The organism is Duganella sp. Root336D2 (assembly GCF_001425005.1).
Lineage (GTDB): Bacteria > Pseudomonadota > Gammaproteobacteria > Burkholderiales > Burkholderiaceae_D > Rugamonas.
This window is the reverse complement of record NZ_LMDB01000002.1, coordinates 95,965-111,589: the sequence shown is the minus strand read 5'-3', so window position 1 is coordinate 111,589 and position 15,625 is coordinate 95,965. Positions and strand designations below refer to the sequence as shown.

Below are 15,625 nucleotides of genomic sequence, written 5' to 3'. Positions count from 1 at the left end.
CAGCTGAATTGGCCCAGACAAAGCTGGCACCAAGCTTCAGCGAGGTCGGAAATATGTTTTCGCGTTCGCATTTTCAAGATATCCGCCGCCGCCGAGTGTGTAACAAAATGTTTCATGGCAGGAAAAAGCGATCGTGGCGGCCCAGCTGGTACACCACCCGCTGGCCTGACGTGGTCGGAGCTGGCTTTACCGGGCAATCCGAAAGACGCCCACCGTCCGGAGCCAGGCTGTCATCAGCTGGACCGATGCCCTCCCATAAACCGCCCTTGACGGGCTGGAAAAGCCATCGGCGGTAACCTTTGCGTGCCGCAAGCTCCATCTGCTCGGTACGCGTATCCGGGTCACCTCCCAGCACTGGCTGGTCCTGATAGCCGGCAGCGTTGTCGCCGAATGCCTGACGGCAAGCGAAGGCCTCGCTGGCGGCGGCCCCCGCCATGTTGCAGGGTCGCTGTTCCAAGCGCTCCAGTTGCCAGGCCCCCAGTCGCCAGGCCACATCCAGCAATGCTTCCTCAGCGGCTACGCCACTGGTCCAGGGGCCATTGAACTGCAGGGCGGAACTCGCTACCGCGCGCGTCGGAAAGGACACTCCCTGCAGTTGCAGGGGTGTGGCTCGGCGAAAGCCATGCCAGTGGAGAAACAGCAGCAGGGGTGTATCGGGCCAGCTGGCGCGCGTGGCGCTGACGGCAAACAGCGGTAAGCCCATAGCGGAAATTTGCGCAGTTACAGTATCGAAAATATGCATGGCAAAGTCCTTCTGCCGACAGCTCAATGAACGTAGGCATGCTCGGTTGCGCGCTCCGGACGCATTCCCGCGGCGGCCGCGGCCTGCATCAGCTCCTGGCATCGCTCAAGTTGCCGAAGCGCCTGCGTCAGCGCTTGCCCGTAACTGCGCAACTGGTTGAGCGACGGCAAGTTGCCGTAGCCCTTTAGTGCGCACGCCCCCGTGGTGGTAATTTCCGCCATTGCCTGGCTGGCCTTGTCATGCGCAGTCCGCAACTCCGCCAGGCAGTCTAACAAAGCCTCTTTATGTTCCATGGTCTCTCCTTAAGAACACTAACAAGGCAAATTATTTCTGGTCCAAGTCACAGAATTTCAAGACCGCGAAAACGTTGCGCCCTCGCAGCTGCTGGGCCCGCGCCCCAGGGCTGTTCGTGAAAATCATAAAGCTCTTTGGTAATTTTCATAATTTCCATAAAGCAACATTTCGCCTAAGATGTCGCGCAATTTAACATTGAAATGCAATGGAATAATGAATAAGGCATCAAATCTAGCGTTCCTGAGCGCCATCGTGCTGCCCCTCGCACTGACAGCATGCTGGCGCGGATCAGCAAGCGGCTTGGCCGATAAAACGCCAACACCATCCAAGCAAATTGTGCCCGACCCTGCTGGCGGAAGCCCGGCGCTGCCTTCCGTCGGCAACGCGACACAGCCAACCGATGGGGCCGTTGCGACGCCACCATCCGGCAACACGGCGCCCCCGCCGGCCGCAGAAACGGGCACGCCCCCTTCCACCGGTAGCGGCGCACCAACTCCCGGCGCAAACGGCACACCCCCCGCAGGAAGTACGGCTAATCCAGGCGCGCCAAAGACTTATTCATGGTCGACGGCACTGTTCGGCGCTGGCGGCTATATCACCGGCATCACTTATCACCCTTCGGTACAAGGACTGGTGTATATCCGGACCGACGTCGGCGGCGTCTACCGCCGCAATCCCGGCAGCTCGACATGGGTACCGCTCAATGACGACTTGAACCGCGACGATAACCAATTGGAGGGCGCAGCGTCGCTGGCGATCGACCCGAACGACTCGCAGAAACTTTATGTGGCTGCCGGCATGTACCTTCCTTCATGGGGCCGCAACGCCGCCATCCTGCGTTCCAGGGATCGTGGTGCTACCTGGTCGCGCACCGAATTGCCAATCCGCTTGGGCGGCAACTCGGACGGCCGGGGCACAGGCGAACGCCTGCAGGTAGACCCGAACAAGGGCTCGATCCTCTTCCTGGGCACTAATGAGAATGGCCTGTACAAATCGACGGATGGCGGCGTCAGCTGGTCGCAGGTACCGGGCTTTCCAACTTCCGCCGGCGCCACGTTTGTCATGTTTGACAAGTCAAGCAGCAGCGCGGGCACGGCCACCAGAACGCTATACGTCGGCATCGCAGCGACAAGCGGCGAAACGCTGTACCGTTCAACCGACGGCGGCACTACCTGGGCGCCAGTGCCAGGCGGTCCGGCCGGCCTGATGCCAGTGCAAGGGGCGCTGGACGGCACCGGACGCCTGGTAATGACCTATGCCAATAGCCTGGGGCCCAATAACATCACGGCTGGCGCAGTCTACAAGTTGGTAACGGCAACTACTACCTGGAACAATATTACGCCGGTCGCACCGAGCGGAAGCTTGCCGTTCGGCTATAGCGGCCTGGCAGTCGACGCCCACAATCCGAACACTATCGTCGTATCGACTATCGACCGCTGGTCGACCGGCGACGACCTGTACAAATCGACCGACGGCGGCGCAACCTGGACTGGGCTGAACGCCATCAGCACGCACGCAGCACCGGCCAATCCCTGGGTGGGCGCGTATTCCGGCGGCTCGCTCGCGGGAAAGATGGGCCACTGGATCAGCGACATCGACATTGACCCGTTCAACTCCAATAACATCATGTACAACACCGGTTACGGCCTATGGGAGAGCAACACCCTTGGCAGCGCAACGGTGGCATGGCTCTTCAATGTCAACGGCATCGAAGAAACCGTTTTTGATGCGCCGCTGGTTTCACCCAGCACAGGCGCGCACTTGTTTACCGCGCTGGGCGACGTGGCCGGGGCGCGTTACGACACCAACTTTAATAGTATCAGCGGCTATTACAGCAATCCGGATAGCACCCATTACAGCGTCGATGTGGCGGAGCTCAACACCAATGTGGTGGCGCGCACCACGGCCACCAATGCGCTGATGCTCTCCTCCGACAATGGCATCACCTGGCGCCAGGCAGCCGCCATTACTGGTTTCGATGCAGGCCGCGTCGCGGTATCCGCAGCCGGCACAGCCCTGCTTTGGGTACCGGGCGGGATGCCTGCCCTCTACTCAACCAATGGTGGCGCCAGCTGGGCTGCGTCGACAGGCTATCCGGTAACGGGCGCTGTGCACTCCGGCAGGTTCTTCAATCCCGTCGCTGACAAAGTCGCGAACGGTTACTTTTATACCTACGACTTCTCGGCCGGGAAGATCCTGGAAAGCGCGAACAACGGCCAAAGCTTCGCGCCGATCCACTCCGGACTCGATGTCTTGCCTGCCTGGTCGTCGCAACACCAGTTGGCGTCCGTCCCCGGTTCGGTACGCCGCGACCTGTGGCTGGCGACACCAAACGGCCTGTGGCACATCAACGGCGCCGGTGCGGCGCCGGTGAAAATCGCCAATGTACAGTCGGCATACGGTGTAGGCTTCGGCATGGCTGGCGTCGGCAAGACCTACCCAGCCGTCTATGTTTCGGCCAAGATCAACGATGTATTCGGCGTTTACCAGTCGCTCGATGCGGGCGCCACCTGGACCAGGATCAATGACGACAAGCACCAGTGGGGCGGCGTCAATTACGTCACCGGCGATATGCGCGTGTTTGGCCGTGTCTATGTTGGCGCGGCACGCGGCGGCGTGATCGTCGGTGATCTCCAATAGCGCGTCATCTAGCGCGGTCAAAGTAGGTCGATCAGAAATAGTATTCGGGCGCGAACTATTGGAGTCTGCACCAAGCTGGGTTCGTACGCTGATGGATGTGATGATGCTCGAGTAGAACGGCGAGCGGGCGAAACAGCCATGCGGGCCGTTTACGCACCAAAGCTTTGGCCTCCAGCGTTTCAGCGCACTAGTGCTCGGCTATTTGTCTCGAGGAGCGCAACTGCCCTCCTCGCGTTACTGCGAGCCGAGTCGCGGGGATTCACTCAGTTCAGCGACGAATTTAAATTCATTGACCCGCAGCACATTGGTTCCGAATCTGAATCGTCGCCATTTTCTATACCTCTCCAAACAGCGCGTAAATGTCCTCGAGCGATCTGCACAATCTCAAGGTTCAGAAACGCCCTTGCTGTAGCGTGCGAATATTGTCCAGCGGGTCGGCATTTGGACCGTACCTTTCGGAAATTCAATCGACAAGTTCAGCGCAACATTGAGTGCCGGCCGCATTGACGCGGTGGCAGTTGCCACCGCCGCAGTGAATGAGGAACTGGAAGAGGATACTGAAGCGGGAGACGAGGACGGTGAGGATGACGACGAGGATGACGATGAGGATGACGATGAGGATGACGATGAGGATGACGATGACGATGAGGAAGCTGATTCGGATGAGCACGGAGCCCCCGGGTATAGGGCCCCCACAGTTTTATTGGAAATGTTATTTATATTTCCTTTCGGCATCAGGCATTCCAATGAGCTCGTCCTCATAAAGTGCCCGGTCGTAATAAACCGATGCAACTCGTTCGCCGCATCACTACCTTCAAAGACGAAACTGTGACGTTCGCTGAGCCCATTTAGCTTAGGAAACAACGAAAATTTTCCGTGCCAGCCGTGCAATACTCCGATTTTATCGTCGTTTTTTACTACGGTGATCCAATGGCCACTTTCCCCGCAAGCCGACAATTTCAGTATCTCGGAACGGCAGTTCGATGAAAATTTAATTTGCTTAGCTTGATTAACGCTCAAGTTTTCCTCCGCCCTCAAATTTTCGCTGTCATGAGACATGCTTGGCACGACATTAAGCTGTTGGCCGTCCGCAGGTGCCTGATAGATTTTTTCAGCATTTCCAGTGAAATAATCGTTCGACAGATATAACTTGATGAGGAAATCGGCAGTCCCTGAACAGTTGGTCAAGTACACAGGGTCAGGCTCGCCTTTCAGGTTCAATAAGAAAGTGGGATCGTATTTGTTCACGAAGGCCGGTATCTCACGCAATTCGAGCCCGTCCAGCTTATTCTTCAGCTTAGCCAGTTCCGACATGATGAGCTCCCTCTCGATTGACTTCCTCAACTTCGCTGCCCCGGCATTGCGAATGCGATAAAAGAGGCCCAGGTTCAGCTTACTCGAGGGGCGTGCGCAGCGCTAAGTGTCACAACGTATCACCGCAAAGGTAACATGAAGAATGACGCAGCCATGCGCCGAAAAAAATGCTCGATTTTGCGATGTGACACACGTGGCGGTTATTGCGGCTGCGATCTGGAAGGGTAATTCCCCTCCTTAATGTAAGAGCTAGAAAAGTCCGAAATAATCACGCACGGGGTGGAATCACTTGGTGCCAGGAGTACCAATGTGCTGAAGTAGGGACTTGAACTCCATGTTCATATTGAAATGGTGGATTTGGGACGATGAGACAAAGACTTTTCGAGTAGATGCCGATCGTTGAATTAATTTGCACGCCCCGTCATCATTGATGGTGGACACAACCCATAACCGCAATGGCAAGCAAAACAGTGAGAAGGTGGCGTGCGTGGCGCATGTACGGATTAACGTGCGTTCAAGCAAAAAAAAGCAATCGATGTGTTGAAAGCCAACGGCATTAGAAGTGATATTCCGCGCGAATCATCGGAGTTTGCGCGAGGCTACCTGGCACGTTTGATGGGTTACCAAACTTGTTGCGCCAGTACTGATATTCAAAGCCAGCCTTCAGCTTGCCCGGCTTCAGTCCCGCAGCTGCGCTGAAGTCATACATCACCTGCATGTCGATATTGGTCTCCGGCGCGGTGGGTCCGCCGAACTCATTGCGGCCCTTCTCGCCGATGTAGTTCATATACCCTTCGAACGACCAGCCGCTGCCCAGCGGGATACCCCAGGCGGCGTTCAGCATGGCGTGCGTGTCGTAGTGGTAGCGCTTGGACACGCCGATCGGCTCATTGCTTTCCCATAACGCCAGCAGGCTGATATTCAGGAAGCCAGGCACGTCGACCATCAGCGTCGGGCCCATCACCAGCATTTGCTTGCGCGAGGCGTAGCCATTGTCGTTCTTGTGGTTCCAGTCGAAGCCCGCGGTGAAGCCCAGGCCACGCATGCCGGCGCCTTTGAACTCCTTGCCGGAAAGCTTGCCGATATCGAGCGTGTGGCGGTAAAGCAGGTAGGTCTCGGTCGCCCTGTCGTCCTTGCGGTCGGACTTCAGGATGTCCAGGTTCATGTAATTGCTGCCGTACTGGTAGCCGCTGGCGTGGGTCAGGTTGATCACGCTCTTTCGGATGTCCTGGCCGTTGTACGGTTCGGCGAACTTGGTGCCGAAGCGGTAGCCGATGGAGTTGTCCATCCAGTCCAGCGCCAGGGCTGGCTGTGCGGCGCCGAGCGCCAGGGAGACAACGGCGGCGGTGCGCGCCAGCGGTGCGAATCGGGTCATGCGTCCTCCTGTTAGCGTAATTTAGGGGTGGCGTCGAGCTTGAACAACCCTACCACTTCTTCCAATCGTGCGGCCTGTTCGCTGAGCGATTGCGCGGCGGCGGCGGCTTCCTCTACCAGCGCGGCATTTTGCTGCGTGGTGTTATCCATCTGGGTGACGGCCTGGTTGACTTGGTCAATGCCCAGGCTTTGCTCCTGGCTCGCGCTGGCGATTTCCTGCATCAGGCCAGCTACGTTCTGCACGGACTTGACGATGTCCTGCATCGCGGCGCCGGCCGAATCGGCGAGCTTGCCGCCATCGGCCACCTGCTGCACTGATTCGGTGATCAGCTCCTTGATCTCTTTGGCCGCAGCGGCGCTGCGCTGGGCCAGGTTGCGCACCTCGCTGGCGACGACGGCAAAGCCGCGTCCCTGTTCGCCCGCGCGTGCTGCCTCAACAGCGGCGTTCAGCGCCAGGATATTAGTCTGGAACGCGATGCCGTCGATGACACCGATGATGTCGGAGATCTTGTTCGAGCTGGCAGTGATCGATGCCATCTTCTCGACCACCTGCCCCACCACGGCGCCGCCACGCTTGGCTGATTCAGCGGTACCGGCAACCAGCTTGTTGGCCTGTTCTGCGTTAGCGGTGTTGTTATGCACCGTCGACGTCAGTTCTTCCATCGCCGCCGCGGTTTCTTCCAGGTTCGAGGCTTGTCCTTCGGTGCGGGCCGACAAGTCCATATTGCCGCTGGCGATATCGCCCGTTGCGGCGCCAATGGCGCGGCTGCTGTCGCGCACGCGCAGGATGGTGCCGTTAAGCGATTCGACGAACTTGTTGAAGGCCGCTGCCAGGGCGCCCAGTTCGTCCTTCGACTGGACCGGCATGCGGCGGGTCAGGTCACCGCCGCCGCTGGCAATGTCTTCCAGCAGTTCGGCCGCCTTCGCCACCGGCGATGCGATTGCGCGGGCGATGGCAAAGATCGCCAGCAGCCCGATGCCGCCGCCGATGATGGCTGCGATCAGTGATGTCATGGCGGCGCCCCTTGCGATACCAGCCAATACTTCGGCTTCCGGCACTTGCGCCACCAGGTAGGCATTCAACTCGGGGATAAAGGACGATGCCACCAGGGTTTCGCCTTCGGCGCCTTTGAAACTGTCGGCCACGAAGGCTTCGCCGCCCAGCAGGCGTTTGGCCAGCGCTGGCGTCATGCCGTGCATCTCCGCCAACTGGTGCTTGCCGTCGACCATTTTCGGGTCGCGGTGGATCAGCACCGTGCCGTTGGCGCGCACCAGGAAGACGTAGCCGGACTGGCCCAGTTTGTAGTTGCGTACTGCCTCCGCCAGCGCGTTGACGGACAGGCCAAGGCCAGCCACGGCCTGCTTGCCGCCTGCGGTCTGCACGCGGGTGTTGATGAACAACATATACGTATCGGCGCTGACGTCTTTGTCGATGTCGAGCTGATAGGCCGAACTGCCGCTCAGGAAACCGTAGAACCATTGGTCACTGGCAGCCTTCTCGTTCAGCGTGCGGTCGTAGCCCTTGTCGGTGAAGTACTTGCCGGTCGCGCGCGAGACCCAGAACACGGTAGCCGCATTGTTTTTGGACTTCAGGTTCTTCGCCTCGGTCGTCCATGCGGCGACACCTTCTTCCGGCACGCCTGCTTCTTCCCATGCGTGCAGGAAGGTGTTGTTGGCCAGGGTTTGCGAGACCGCCAGCGGGGTGGCGATCTGGCGCAGCACATCATTGCGGATGGCCGATATCTGGCCCGGAAGTTCCTGCCGCAGCACGCGCTCGCGCGCCGCCTGGCTGGTCTTCATGATGCTGAGGGTGGAGGAAATAGCGATGAACAGCAGAAGGGTCAGGCCCATGCTGAGAAGAAGCTTGTGCCGGATGGACAAGCGGTGCAGCAATTCCATTCGATCTCCCGTGGCTGATTTGTTCAGCTTCAAGCATAACAATGCACGGGAGCCGCCACAATCAATCCAAACGAATATGGCGGATTCTCACAACAGCTACTACTACTCGATTACAGCCCTCAGTTCGGCGACCTGTGCAGCCAGTGCGGCGACTTCTTCGCGCAGGGAAGCGACTTCCTGCTCCAGTTGGGTCACCCGGTCGGCACGGCTGCCGCCGCCCTCGCCTGCTGCGCTTGCGCTGCCGCCGTAGGCGACGGCAGTGGCCTCGCGTGCCAGCGCATCTTCGCCGCCAAGCAGGTGGCCATAGCGCGGTTCACGCGAGCCTGGCGCCAAAGGCAGCTTGGAAACGATAGGCGGATACTTATCGATCAGGAATTGCAGGCCTGTTTCGACATCGGCGACCGACTTGAATTCGTGCATGCGGCCGGTGCGGGTGCGGATCTCACCGGCCGTTTGCGGGCCGCGCAGCATCAGGATGGTCAGGATTGCCAGCTTGTCCTGCTCCAGCGTCCACTTCATGCGCATGCGGTGTTCGTACTTGACCACGCGTGCGCCGGATTGGCTGACGGTGCCGACCAGCTTGCGCTCGGCCAGGCGGGCCAGTACGTCGGCCACGGTTTCTTCGCTGATCTGCATTACCTGCTCGCGGCTGGAGAGCTGGTTGCAGCCGTTTGTGAGCGCGTTCAGCGACAGCGGATAGTTATCCGGCGTCAGGCCTTCTTTTTCGGCCAGTACCGCGAGCACGCGGATTTCAAACGGGTCCAGAATGTCGTCCATGGTTTTTCCTTATTCGACCAGTTTGTTGAGTTCTGCCTGATCGAGCTTATCGCAGGCTTTGATGTCCGGACAGGATAAACCCGCCGCCTTCATGGCTGCCGACAGGCGCTCGATCTGTGCTTCCTGTGCCACTGCGTGGGTGATCAGGCTATGCAACGCCTTCGACAGCGGGTCGTCGCCGTTGGCGGTTACGCCATAGGCGGAGAAGAAGCGCGAGGATGGCGATGGTGTTGCGTGTTCTTTTTGTACCAGGTGGGCTGGGTTGCCAACCGCAGTGCCGCCGGCAGGTACCGGCTTCAATACCACGGCGTTGGAGCCGACCTTGGCGTATTCGCCGACCGTAAAGCCGCCCAGCACTTTGGCGCCGGCGCCGATGATCACGCCGCGTTCCAGCGTTGGGTGGCGCTTGGCGCCGGCGTGCAACGACGTGCCGCCGAGGGTGACGCCCTGGTAGATGGTGCAGTCGTCGCCGATTTCCGCGGTTTCGCCGATGACGACGCCAAAGCCGTGGTCGATGAAGACGCGGCGGCCGATGCTGGCGCCCGGGTGGATCTCGATGCCGGTGATGATGCGGGCCAGGTAGGAAATGAAGCGGCCCAGCCATTTCAGGCCGTGGGTCCAGCACCAGTGCGCCCAGCGGTGCATGACGATCGCTTGCAGCCCGGGGTAACAGGTCAGCACCTCCCAGCCATTGCGAGCTGCGGGATCGCGCTCGATGATGCTGCGGATGTCGTCACGGAGGTGGTCAAACATGGTGGTGCTTTGGGGGGATGTTGTTCAGGCAAATATCATAGCGCATCTGCCTGGGGCTTGCTGGAAGCCTAAACCGATACGCGGCGGCTGCGGGCAAGTGTCAGACCCCGCGGGTCTGACACTGGTTTAACGGTTCAGGCTTCGCGTGCAATACGCTGGCGGCGCGCTTCGTACAGGCACACGCCGGATGCGACCGAAACGTTCAGCGATTCCACCGAACCAAACATCGGGATCGACACCAGCACATCGCAGGTCTCGCGAGTCAGGCGGCGCATGCCCTCGCCTTCCGAACCCATGACGATTGCGGTCGGGCCGCTGTAATCGCCTTCGTACAGGGTCTTGTCGCCGTCATCGGAGGTGCCGATCAGCCAGATATCGCGTTCTTTCAGTTCGCGCAGGGTGCGCGCCAGGTTGGTCACGGTGATGAACGGTACCGATTCGGCCGCGCCGGAAGCCACCTTGGCAGCGGTGGCGTTCAGGCCTACGGAACGGTCTTTCGGCGCGATCACCGCATGCGCACCAGCGCCATCGGCCACGCGCAGGCAGGCGCCCAGGTTGTGCGGGTCGGTAATGCCGTCCAATACCAGCAGCAGTGGCGGGCCTTCCACCATGTCCAGCAGCTCGTCCAGGTTACGCGCCAGCGACAGCTGCGATGCGAAGGCGATCACGCCCTGGTGGCGGCGGGTGCCGACGATCTTGTCGAGGCGCTCGGATTCCACCGGCATCACACGCACGCCGGCAGCCTTGGCATTGGCGATCAGGTCTTTCATGCGGCGGTCGTCGCGGGCCTGGTCGAAGAAGATCTCTTCAACGCTGGAGGCTTCGTGGCGCAGGCGCGAGGTAACGGCGTGGAAGCCGAAAATCATTTTGTTCTTGGACATCGTAGTTCTCAAAATAAGTCCGGCGCCGAAGCGCCGGACGGGTGCTTATCGTTTTTTCTTAGGCTTTGCGGCCTTGGTCACGCGCTGGGCGGTGGTTTTCGGCTTGGCCTTTGCCGTTGGCTTGGCCGCCTTGCGCGAGGCGGGAGCCGTTGTGGCGTAAGGCGAAGAAGCTGCGCCGCGCTTGGAGTTCGTGCGGCCAGGGGCGCGCGTCGGCGCTTCGTCGCGTGCGGAGACCGACGGTGCGGCGGCACCGCGCGTGGCCTTGCGCTTGCGCGCAGCAGCTTGGTTGTCGTCTTCGTCAAAGCCGTCGAAATCGCCAAGCGAACCGACCAGGCCGCCGCCCTTGCGGGAACCCTTTTTACCTTGCGGCGGCAGGTTCGAAATTTCGCTGTCGGCCAGGCGCAGGTCGATCTTGCGCGACTCCAGGTCCACGCGAACCACCTGCACATTGACGCGACCGGTCAGCTGGTACCGCTTGCCGGTACGGCCGCCGCGCAGTTCGTGGCGCGCATCGTCGTATTCGAAGAAGTCGGCGCCCAGGTCGGTGATGTGCACCAGGCCTTCCACGAACAGTTGGTCCAGCTGAACGAAGATGCCGAAGTTGGTCACGCCGGTGATGATGCCGCTGAACTCTTCGCCCAGCTTGTCCTGCATGAAGTAGCACTTCAGCCAGGCTTCCACGTCGCGCGATGCTTCGTCGGCGCGGCGTTCGTTGGCCGAGCAGTGCACGCCAAGCGCGTCCCAGATGCTATGGTCGCCCTTGGATTTCTTCTCTTTGCCTTCCTGCTTGTCTTTCAGTGCCTGGCGGCGCTGAGCGTTCGAGATCGTGGTGTTCAGCACCGACTGGTCGTTGATCTTCGGCTCGTACTTCTTGCCCGCCAAAATCGCCTTGATGGCGCGGTGGGTCAGCAAGTCCGGATAACGGCGGATCGGGCTGGTGAAGTGGGCATACGCCTCATACGCCAGGCCGAAGTGGCCGATATTGTCAGGGCTGTAGACCGCCTGCTGCATGGAGCGCAGCAGCATGGTTTGCAGCAGTTGCGCATCCGGGCGCTCCTTGATCTTCTTCATCAAGTCGGCGTAATCGCGGGCTACCGGCGTATCGCCGCCGCCCAGCGACAGGCCGAGCTGCTTCAGGAAGTCGCGCACCTGGGTCAGCTTTTCCTTGGTCGGGCCGGCGTGGATACGGTAGGTGCCTGGGTGCTTGTGGCGCAGCAGCAGGTCCGCCGCGCAAACGTTGGCCGCCAGCATGCATTCTTCGATCAGCTTGTGCGCATCGTTGCGGGTGCGCGGGATGATCTTTTCGATCTTGCCGGCCGGGTTGCAGACGATGTAGGTCTCGGTGGTCTCGAAGTCGATCGCACCGCGTTCCTGGCGCGACTTCTGCAGCGCGTGGTAGATGTCGTACAGGTTCTGCAGGTGCGGCACGATTTCCGCGCGGCGCGCTGCTTCCGGGCCCTTGGTGTTGCCAAGGATGGCCGCCACTTCGGTATAGGTCAGGCGTGCAGCCGAGTGGATCACGGCCGGGTAGAACTGGTAAGCCTTGAGTTCACCTTGCGCGGTGATCACGGCGTCGCACACCAGCGTCAAACGGTCGACGCGCGGGTTCAGCGAGCACAGGCCGTTGGACAGCTTTTCCGGCAGCATCGGGATCACGCGGCGCGGGAAATAGACCGAGGTGCTGCGCTCGATGGCGTCGCCATCCAGGCCGTCGTTCGGCTTCACGTAGTGCGACACGTCGGCAATCGCCACGATCAGGCGGAAGGCCTTGCTGCGGCCGATCTTCACCGGTTCGCAATAGACGGCATCGTCGAAGTCGCGCGCGTCTTCGCCGTCAATGGTCACCAGCGGCACGTCGCGCAGGTCGACACGCTCGCCCCAATCGGCTTCGTGCACCACGTCCGGCAGCCTGGACGCCTGCTTCAGCGCGGCGTCCGAGAAAATATGCGGCACGCCGAACTTGCGCACGGCGATTTCGATTTCCATGCCCGGGTCGTCCATATCGCCCAGGACTTCAACAATCTTGCCGGACGGCTGCTTGAAGCGGCCAGGCTGCTCGGTCAGCTCCACGCTGACGATCTGGCCCGACTTGGCTTTGCCGACGGCGCCCTGCACCAGGATGTCCTGGCTGATGCGCTTGTCTTCCGGCGCCACGACCCACGCGCCGTTCTCCTTCAGCAGGCGGCCGATGATGTGGGTGGTGCCGCGCTGCACCACTTCGACAATGGTGCCTTCCGCGCGGCCGCGGCGGTCGTAACCGGTGATACGGCCCAGCACCTTGTCGCCGTGCAGCACCTTCTGCATTTCACGCTCGGCCAGGAACAGGTCTTCGCCCGGCTCGTCAGGAATCAGGAAGCCGTAGCCGTCGCGGTGGCTGGACACGCGCCCGGCAACGAATTCGGAATGGTCCGCCAGCACGTAGAAGCCACCGGTATCGGAACGGATCTGGCCGTCGCGCTCCATCGCATTCAAGCGGCGCGTCAGGACGGCATGGGATTCGGCTTTGACTTTGAGCGACAGCGCCAGCGTGCGCAGGTCGAGCGGCGCCTTGGCGCTGCGGAAGATGCCGAGAATCTCTTCGCGGCTAGGAATGATATGAGTGGAGTTCAAAAGTTCTTCAGTAATCTTTTTATTGGTTGTTAGTGTAACAGGAAGGGCCGCGCGCAAAAATCTTTCGCAGACCCTTTGACATCGGCAGAGTTTCCTCTATAATTCTGGCTCTCGCAGCGATGCGGGTATGGCGAGTCGATGTGCAGCGTGGAATGAAAGTTCATCTGGCGCAAAACTCACCAAAGCAGTATGATAGCAGATGTTGTTGCTAATGCCCACGTGGCGGAATTGGTAGACGCGCATGGTTCAGGTCCATGTGCCGCAAGGTGTGGGGGTTCGAGTCCCTCCGTGGGCACCAAAAATTCCGCGAAAAAGCCGCTGATCATTCAGCGGCTTTTTTGTTTTCCACCGTCGAATTCCCTTACGCCCTGGCCTTCCCTGCAGTTGCACGCCACGCCGGATCGGCGGCGCGCATGCTTCTTGCGGCATCCTCCCTACCCATCAATCCGTAGGAGACCGCCATGAAAACATTACTCGCCAGCCTTTTGCTGGCTGCCGGTAGCGCCTCTGCAGCCCCGGTTTTCCACTTCAACTACATCGCCGGCACCTCGCTCCAGGCGCAGCAGGGTTTCCAGGCCGCAGCCGCCCGCTGGTCAAGTTTGCTGAACGATAATGTGACGATAAATTTGACGGTCGGCTTCAACTCCCTCGGCGGCGGCATCCTGGGGCAAGCGGCCTCGGCCGAAGATTTCCATACCTATTCCTCAGTCCGCAATGCCTTGGCCGCCGATGCCACGTCCGCGGCAGACGCCGCCGCTGTCGCCCACCTGCCCGGCGGCGCAAGCTTCGGCATGCTGATCAACCGCACCGCCAACAATCCCAACGGCCCTGGCAGTTCGCTGCCCTATGTCGACAATGATGCAGACGCCAATAACCAGATCCTTTCCATCACGAATGCCGAAGCCAAGGCCATCGGCCTGGCCGTAACGCCGCAATCGCTGTCGGGCTGCATCGGCAACTGTGACGGCTTCATCCAGTTCAACAGCGATTTCCAGTTCGACTTCAACCCGAATAACGGCACCGACGCCAACGCCTTCGATTTCGTCGGCGTCGCGGCGCACGAAATCGGCCACGTGCTGGGCTTCATCAGCGGCGTCGATATCCTGGACGGCAACTCCCCGCCCTACAACGGGCCGTTTAACGACAACCTGTTCACCTACGTCTCCGCGCTTGACCTGTTCCGCTACTCCGCCATGAGCGCAGCGCACGGCGTGATCGACTGGACCGCCGACAACCGCGCCAAGTATTTCTCGCTCGACGGCACCACGGTCGGGCCAGGATTTTCCACCGGCGTGAACTTCGGCGACGGCCGCCAGGCCAGCCACTGGAAGGACAACCTGTTCATCGGCCTGATGGACCCGACCGCAGGCCTCGGCGAAACCTTGCATATCAGCGGCAACGACGTCCTGGCGATGGATGCCATCGGCTGGAATGTGGCGGCCATTCCCGAGCCATCGGGCTGGGCCATGCTGGGCGCCGGCTTGTTGCTGCTCTCGATACGCCAACGTAGCCGTTCCAACAAGCTTTCCTAAATGTCTTGACGGGTGGGCATCGGGCCATTACTATGCGTGCCTCGTTGCAGAACAACGCGACAATGCCCACGTGGCGGAATTGGTAGACGCGCATGGTTCAGGTCCATGTGCCGCAAGGTGTGGGGGTTCGAGTCCCTCCGTGGGCACCAAAAAATTCCGCAAAAAAGCCGCTGAAAAGCGGCTTTTTTGTTTCAGGAATAGATGGCGACTCCCCCATCTACCCGCGATCGCAATTCAGCCAGCATCTGCTTCTCAGAGAGATCCGCAGCCCAGGCAGGCCGCAACTGGAAGTGGGGTTCGTCATGGAGCGTCTTCCAGTTCCCTCCCCATTCGAGCCCCAGGTCTACGCCCAAGGCGCCAACCGCCTTGTACTTCGGGGACTCACCCAGGTACTTACTTCCCTCGAACACCCCCACATCGAATGCAATGCCGAAGTTATGATTGGAATGACCGCCGCGCACCTTGGTGACAATATCTCCCTCGGTAGTCCGTCCTTGCTCATACAGGGCATTTTGTTCCGCAAAGGTCCTCAGGCCGCTGATGATCTTGATCGTGATCCCAACGGCCGCAGCTTTTTGCACCAGCGCACGGGCAAATGGCTGCGCTTCCGGCAATAGCGTGGCAATGACCCTCTCACTACGGCTATCGGCAAGTGCGATCGTTCCCGACGGCGCCGCGCCCTGTTTCGGCTTGGGGACGATGCGTCCGTAGATCGCCCCCCAAGTCTGCGGGCCGCCCTTGCCGTCAACTTCGATCCCGAGTTCCTGCTGGACTGCAGCAATCATTTCTTCGATACGCATGGTGTTCTC

General features: G+C 60.2%; 12 protein-coding genes and 2 tRNA genes. 4 read left to right on the top strand and 10 right to left on the bottom strand.

Annotated elements, in window-relative coordinates:
• Positions 1 to 112 precede the first annotated feature (112 nt).
• Positions 113 to 742 (bottom strand): hypothetical protein, encoded by a 630-nt coding sequence (locus ASD07_RS03965; protein ID WP_055925642.1) that lies wholly within the window; start codon positions 740 to 742, stop codon positions 113 to 115.
• Positions 743 to 765: 23 nt separating this feature from the next.
• Entirely contained in the window at positions 766 to 1,035 is a 270-nt protein-coding gene (locus ASD07_RS03960) for a hypothetical protein (protein ID WP_055925639.1), read from the bottom strand.
• Between the two features lie 214 nt (positions 1,036 to 1,249).
• Here ASD07_RS03960 and ASD07_RS03955 point away from each other — a divergent pair, with 214 nt between their 5' ends.
• Complete coding sequence (locus ASD07_RS03955) at positions 1,250 to 3,676, top strand: sialidase family protein (protein ID WP_156397856.1); 2,427 nt, start codon at positions 1,250 to 1,252, stop codon at positions 3,674 to 3,676.
• Between the two features lie 384 nt (positions 3,677 to 4,060).
• Here the strand turns inward: ASD07_RS03955 and ASD07_RS31235 are convergent, their stop codons facing one another.
• The 7 genes from ASD07_RS31235 to rnr all read right to left on the bottom strand — a co-directional run bounded on the left by ASD07_RS31235 (position 4,061) and on the right by rnr (position 13,284).
• The gene (locus ASD07_RS31235) at positions 4,061 to 4,990 is read right to left on the bottom strand and encodes a hypothetical protein (protein WP_082507112.1); all 930 of its coding nucleotides are present in this window, start codon (positions 4,988 to 4,990) and stop codon (positions 4,061 to 4,063) included.
• A 556-nt stretch (positions 4,991 to 5,546) separates the two neighbouring features.
• Positions 5,547 to 6,365 (bottom strand): hypothetical protein, encoded by an 819-nt coding sequence (locus ASD07_RS03940; RefSeq protein WP_055925627.1) that lies wholly within the window; start codon positions 6,363 to 6,365, stop codon positions 5,547 to 5,549.
• A gap of 11 nt (positions 6,366 to 6,376) precedes the next feature.
• Positions 6,377 to 8,263 carry a methyl-accepting chemotaxis protein gene (locus tag ASD07_RS03935; protein ID WP_055925625.1) on the bottom strand — a complete coding sequence of 629 codons (1,887 nt, stop codon included), beginning with the start codon at positions 8,261 to 8,263 and terminating at the stop codon, positions 6,377 to 6,379.
• A 102-nt stretch (positions 8,264 to 8,365) separates the two neighbouring features.
• A complete protein-coding gene (locus ASD07_RS03930; RefSeq protein WP_055925622.1) occupies positions 8,366 to 9,040 on the bottom strand; it encodes a YceH family protein in 675 nt (224 codons plus the stop codon).
• A 9-nt stretch (positions 9,041 to 9,049) separates the two neighbouring features.
• The gene (gene cysE, locus ASD07_RS03925) at positions 9,050 to 9,793 is read right to left on the bottom strand and encodes a serine O-acetyltransferase (protein WP_055925618.1); all 744 of its coding nucleotides are present in this window, start codon (positions 9,791 to 9,793) and stop codon (positions 9,050 to 9,052) included.
• A 134-nt stretch (positions 9,794 to 9,927) separates the two neighbouring features.
• Positions 9,928 to 10,659, bottom strand: a complete 732-nt coding sequence (gene rlmB, locus ASD07_RS03920) for a 23S rRNA (guanosine(2251)-2'-O)-methyltransferase RlmB (RefSeq protein WP_200953757.1) — start codon at positions 10,657 to 10,659, stop codon at positions 9,928 to 9,930.
• Between the two features lie 60 nt (positions 10,660 to 10,719).
• Positions 10,720 to 13,284 carry a ribonuclease R gene (gene rnr / locus ASD07_RS03915; RefSeq protein WP_082507111.1) on the bottom strand — a complete coding sequence of 855 codons (2,565 nt, stop codon included), beginning with the start codon at positions 13,282 to 13,284 and terminating at the stop codon, positions 10,720 to 10,722.
• A 213-nt stretch (positions 13,285 to 13,497) separates the two neighbouring features.
• Between rnr and ASD07_RS03910 the strand changes: the two genes are divergently transcribed.
• From ASD07_RS03910 to ASD07_RS03900, 3 genes are all read left to right on the top strand, one after another.
• Positions 13,498 to 13,582: transfer RNA gene (locus ASD07_RS03910), tRNA-Leu, on the top strand.
• Positions 13,583 to 13,745: 163 nt separating this feature from the next.
• Positions 13,746 to 14,816 carry an NF038122 family metalloprotease gene (locus tag ASD07_RS03905; RefSeq protein ID WP_055925612.1) on the top strand — a complete coding sequence of 357 codons (1,071 nt, stop codon included), beginning with the start codon at positions 13,746 to 13,748 and terminating at the stop codon, positions 14,814 to 14,816.
• Positions 14,817 to 14,880: 64 nt separating this feature from the next.
• Positions 14,881 to 14,965 (top strand) — tRNA-Leu (locus ASD07_RS03900).
• Between the two features lie 42 nt (positions 14,966 to 15,007).
• On the opposite strand, the gene ASD07_RS03895 is transcribed toward ASD07_RS03900, so the two are convergent.
• Entirely contained in the window at positions 15,008 to 15,616 is a 609-nt protein-coding gene (locus ASD07_RS03895) for a M15 family metallopeptidase (protein WP_055925609.1), read from the bottom strand.
• Positions 15,617 to 15,625: the final 9 nt, after the last annotated feature.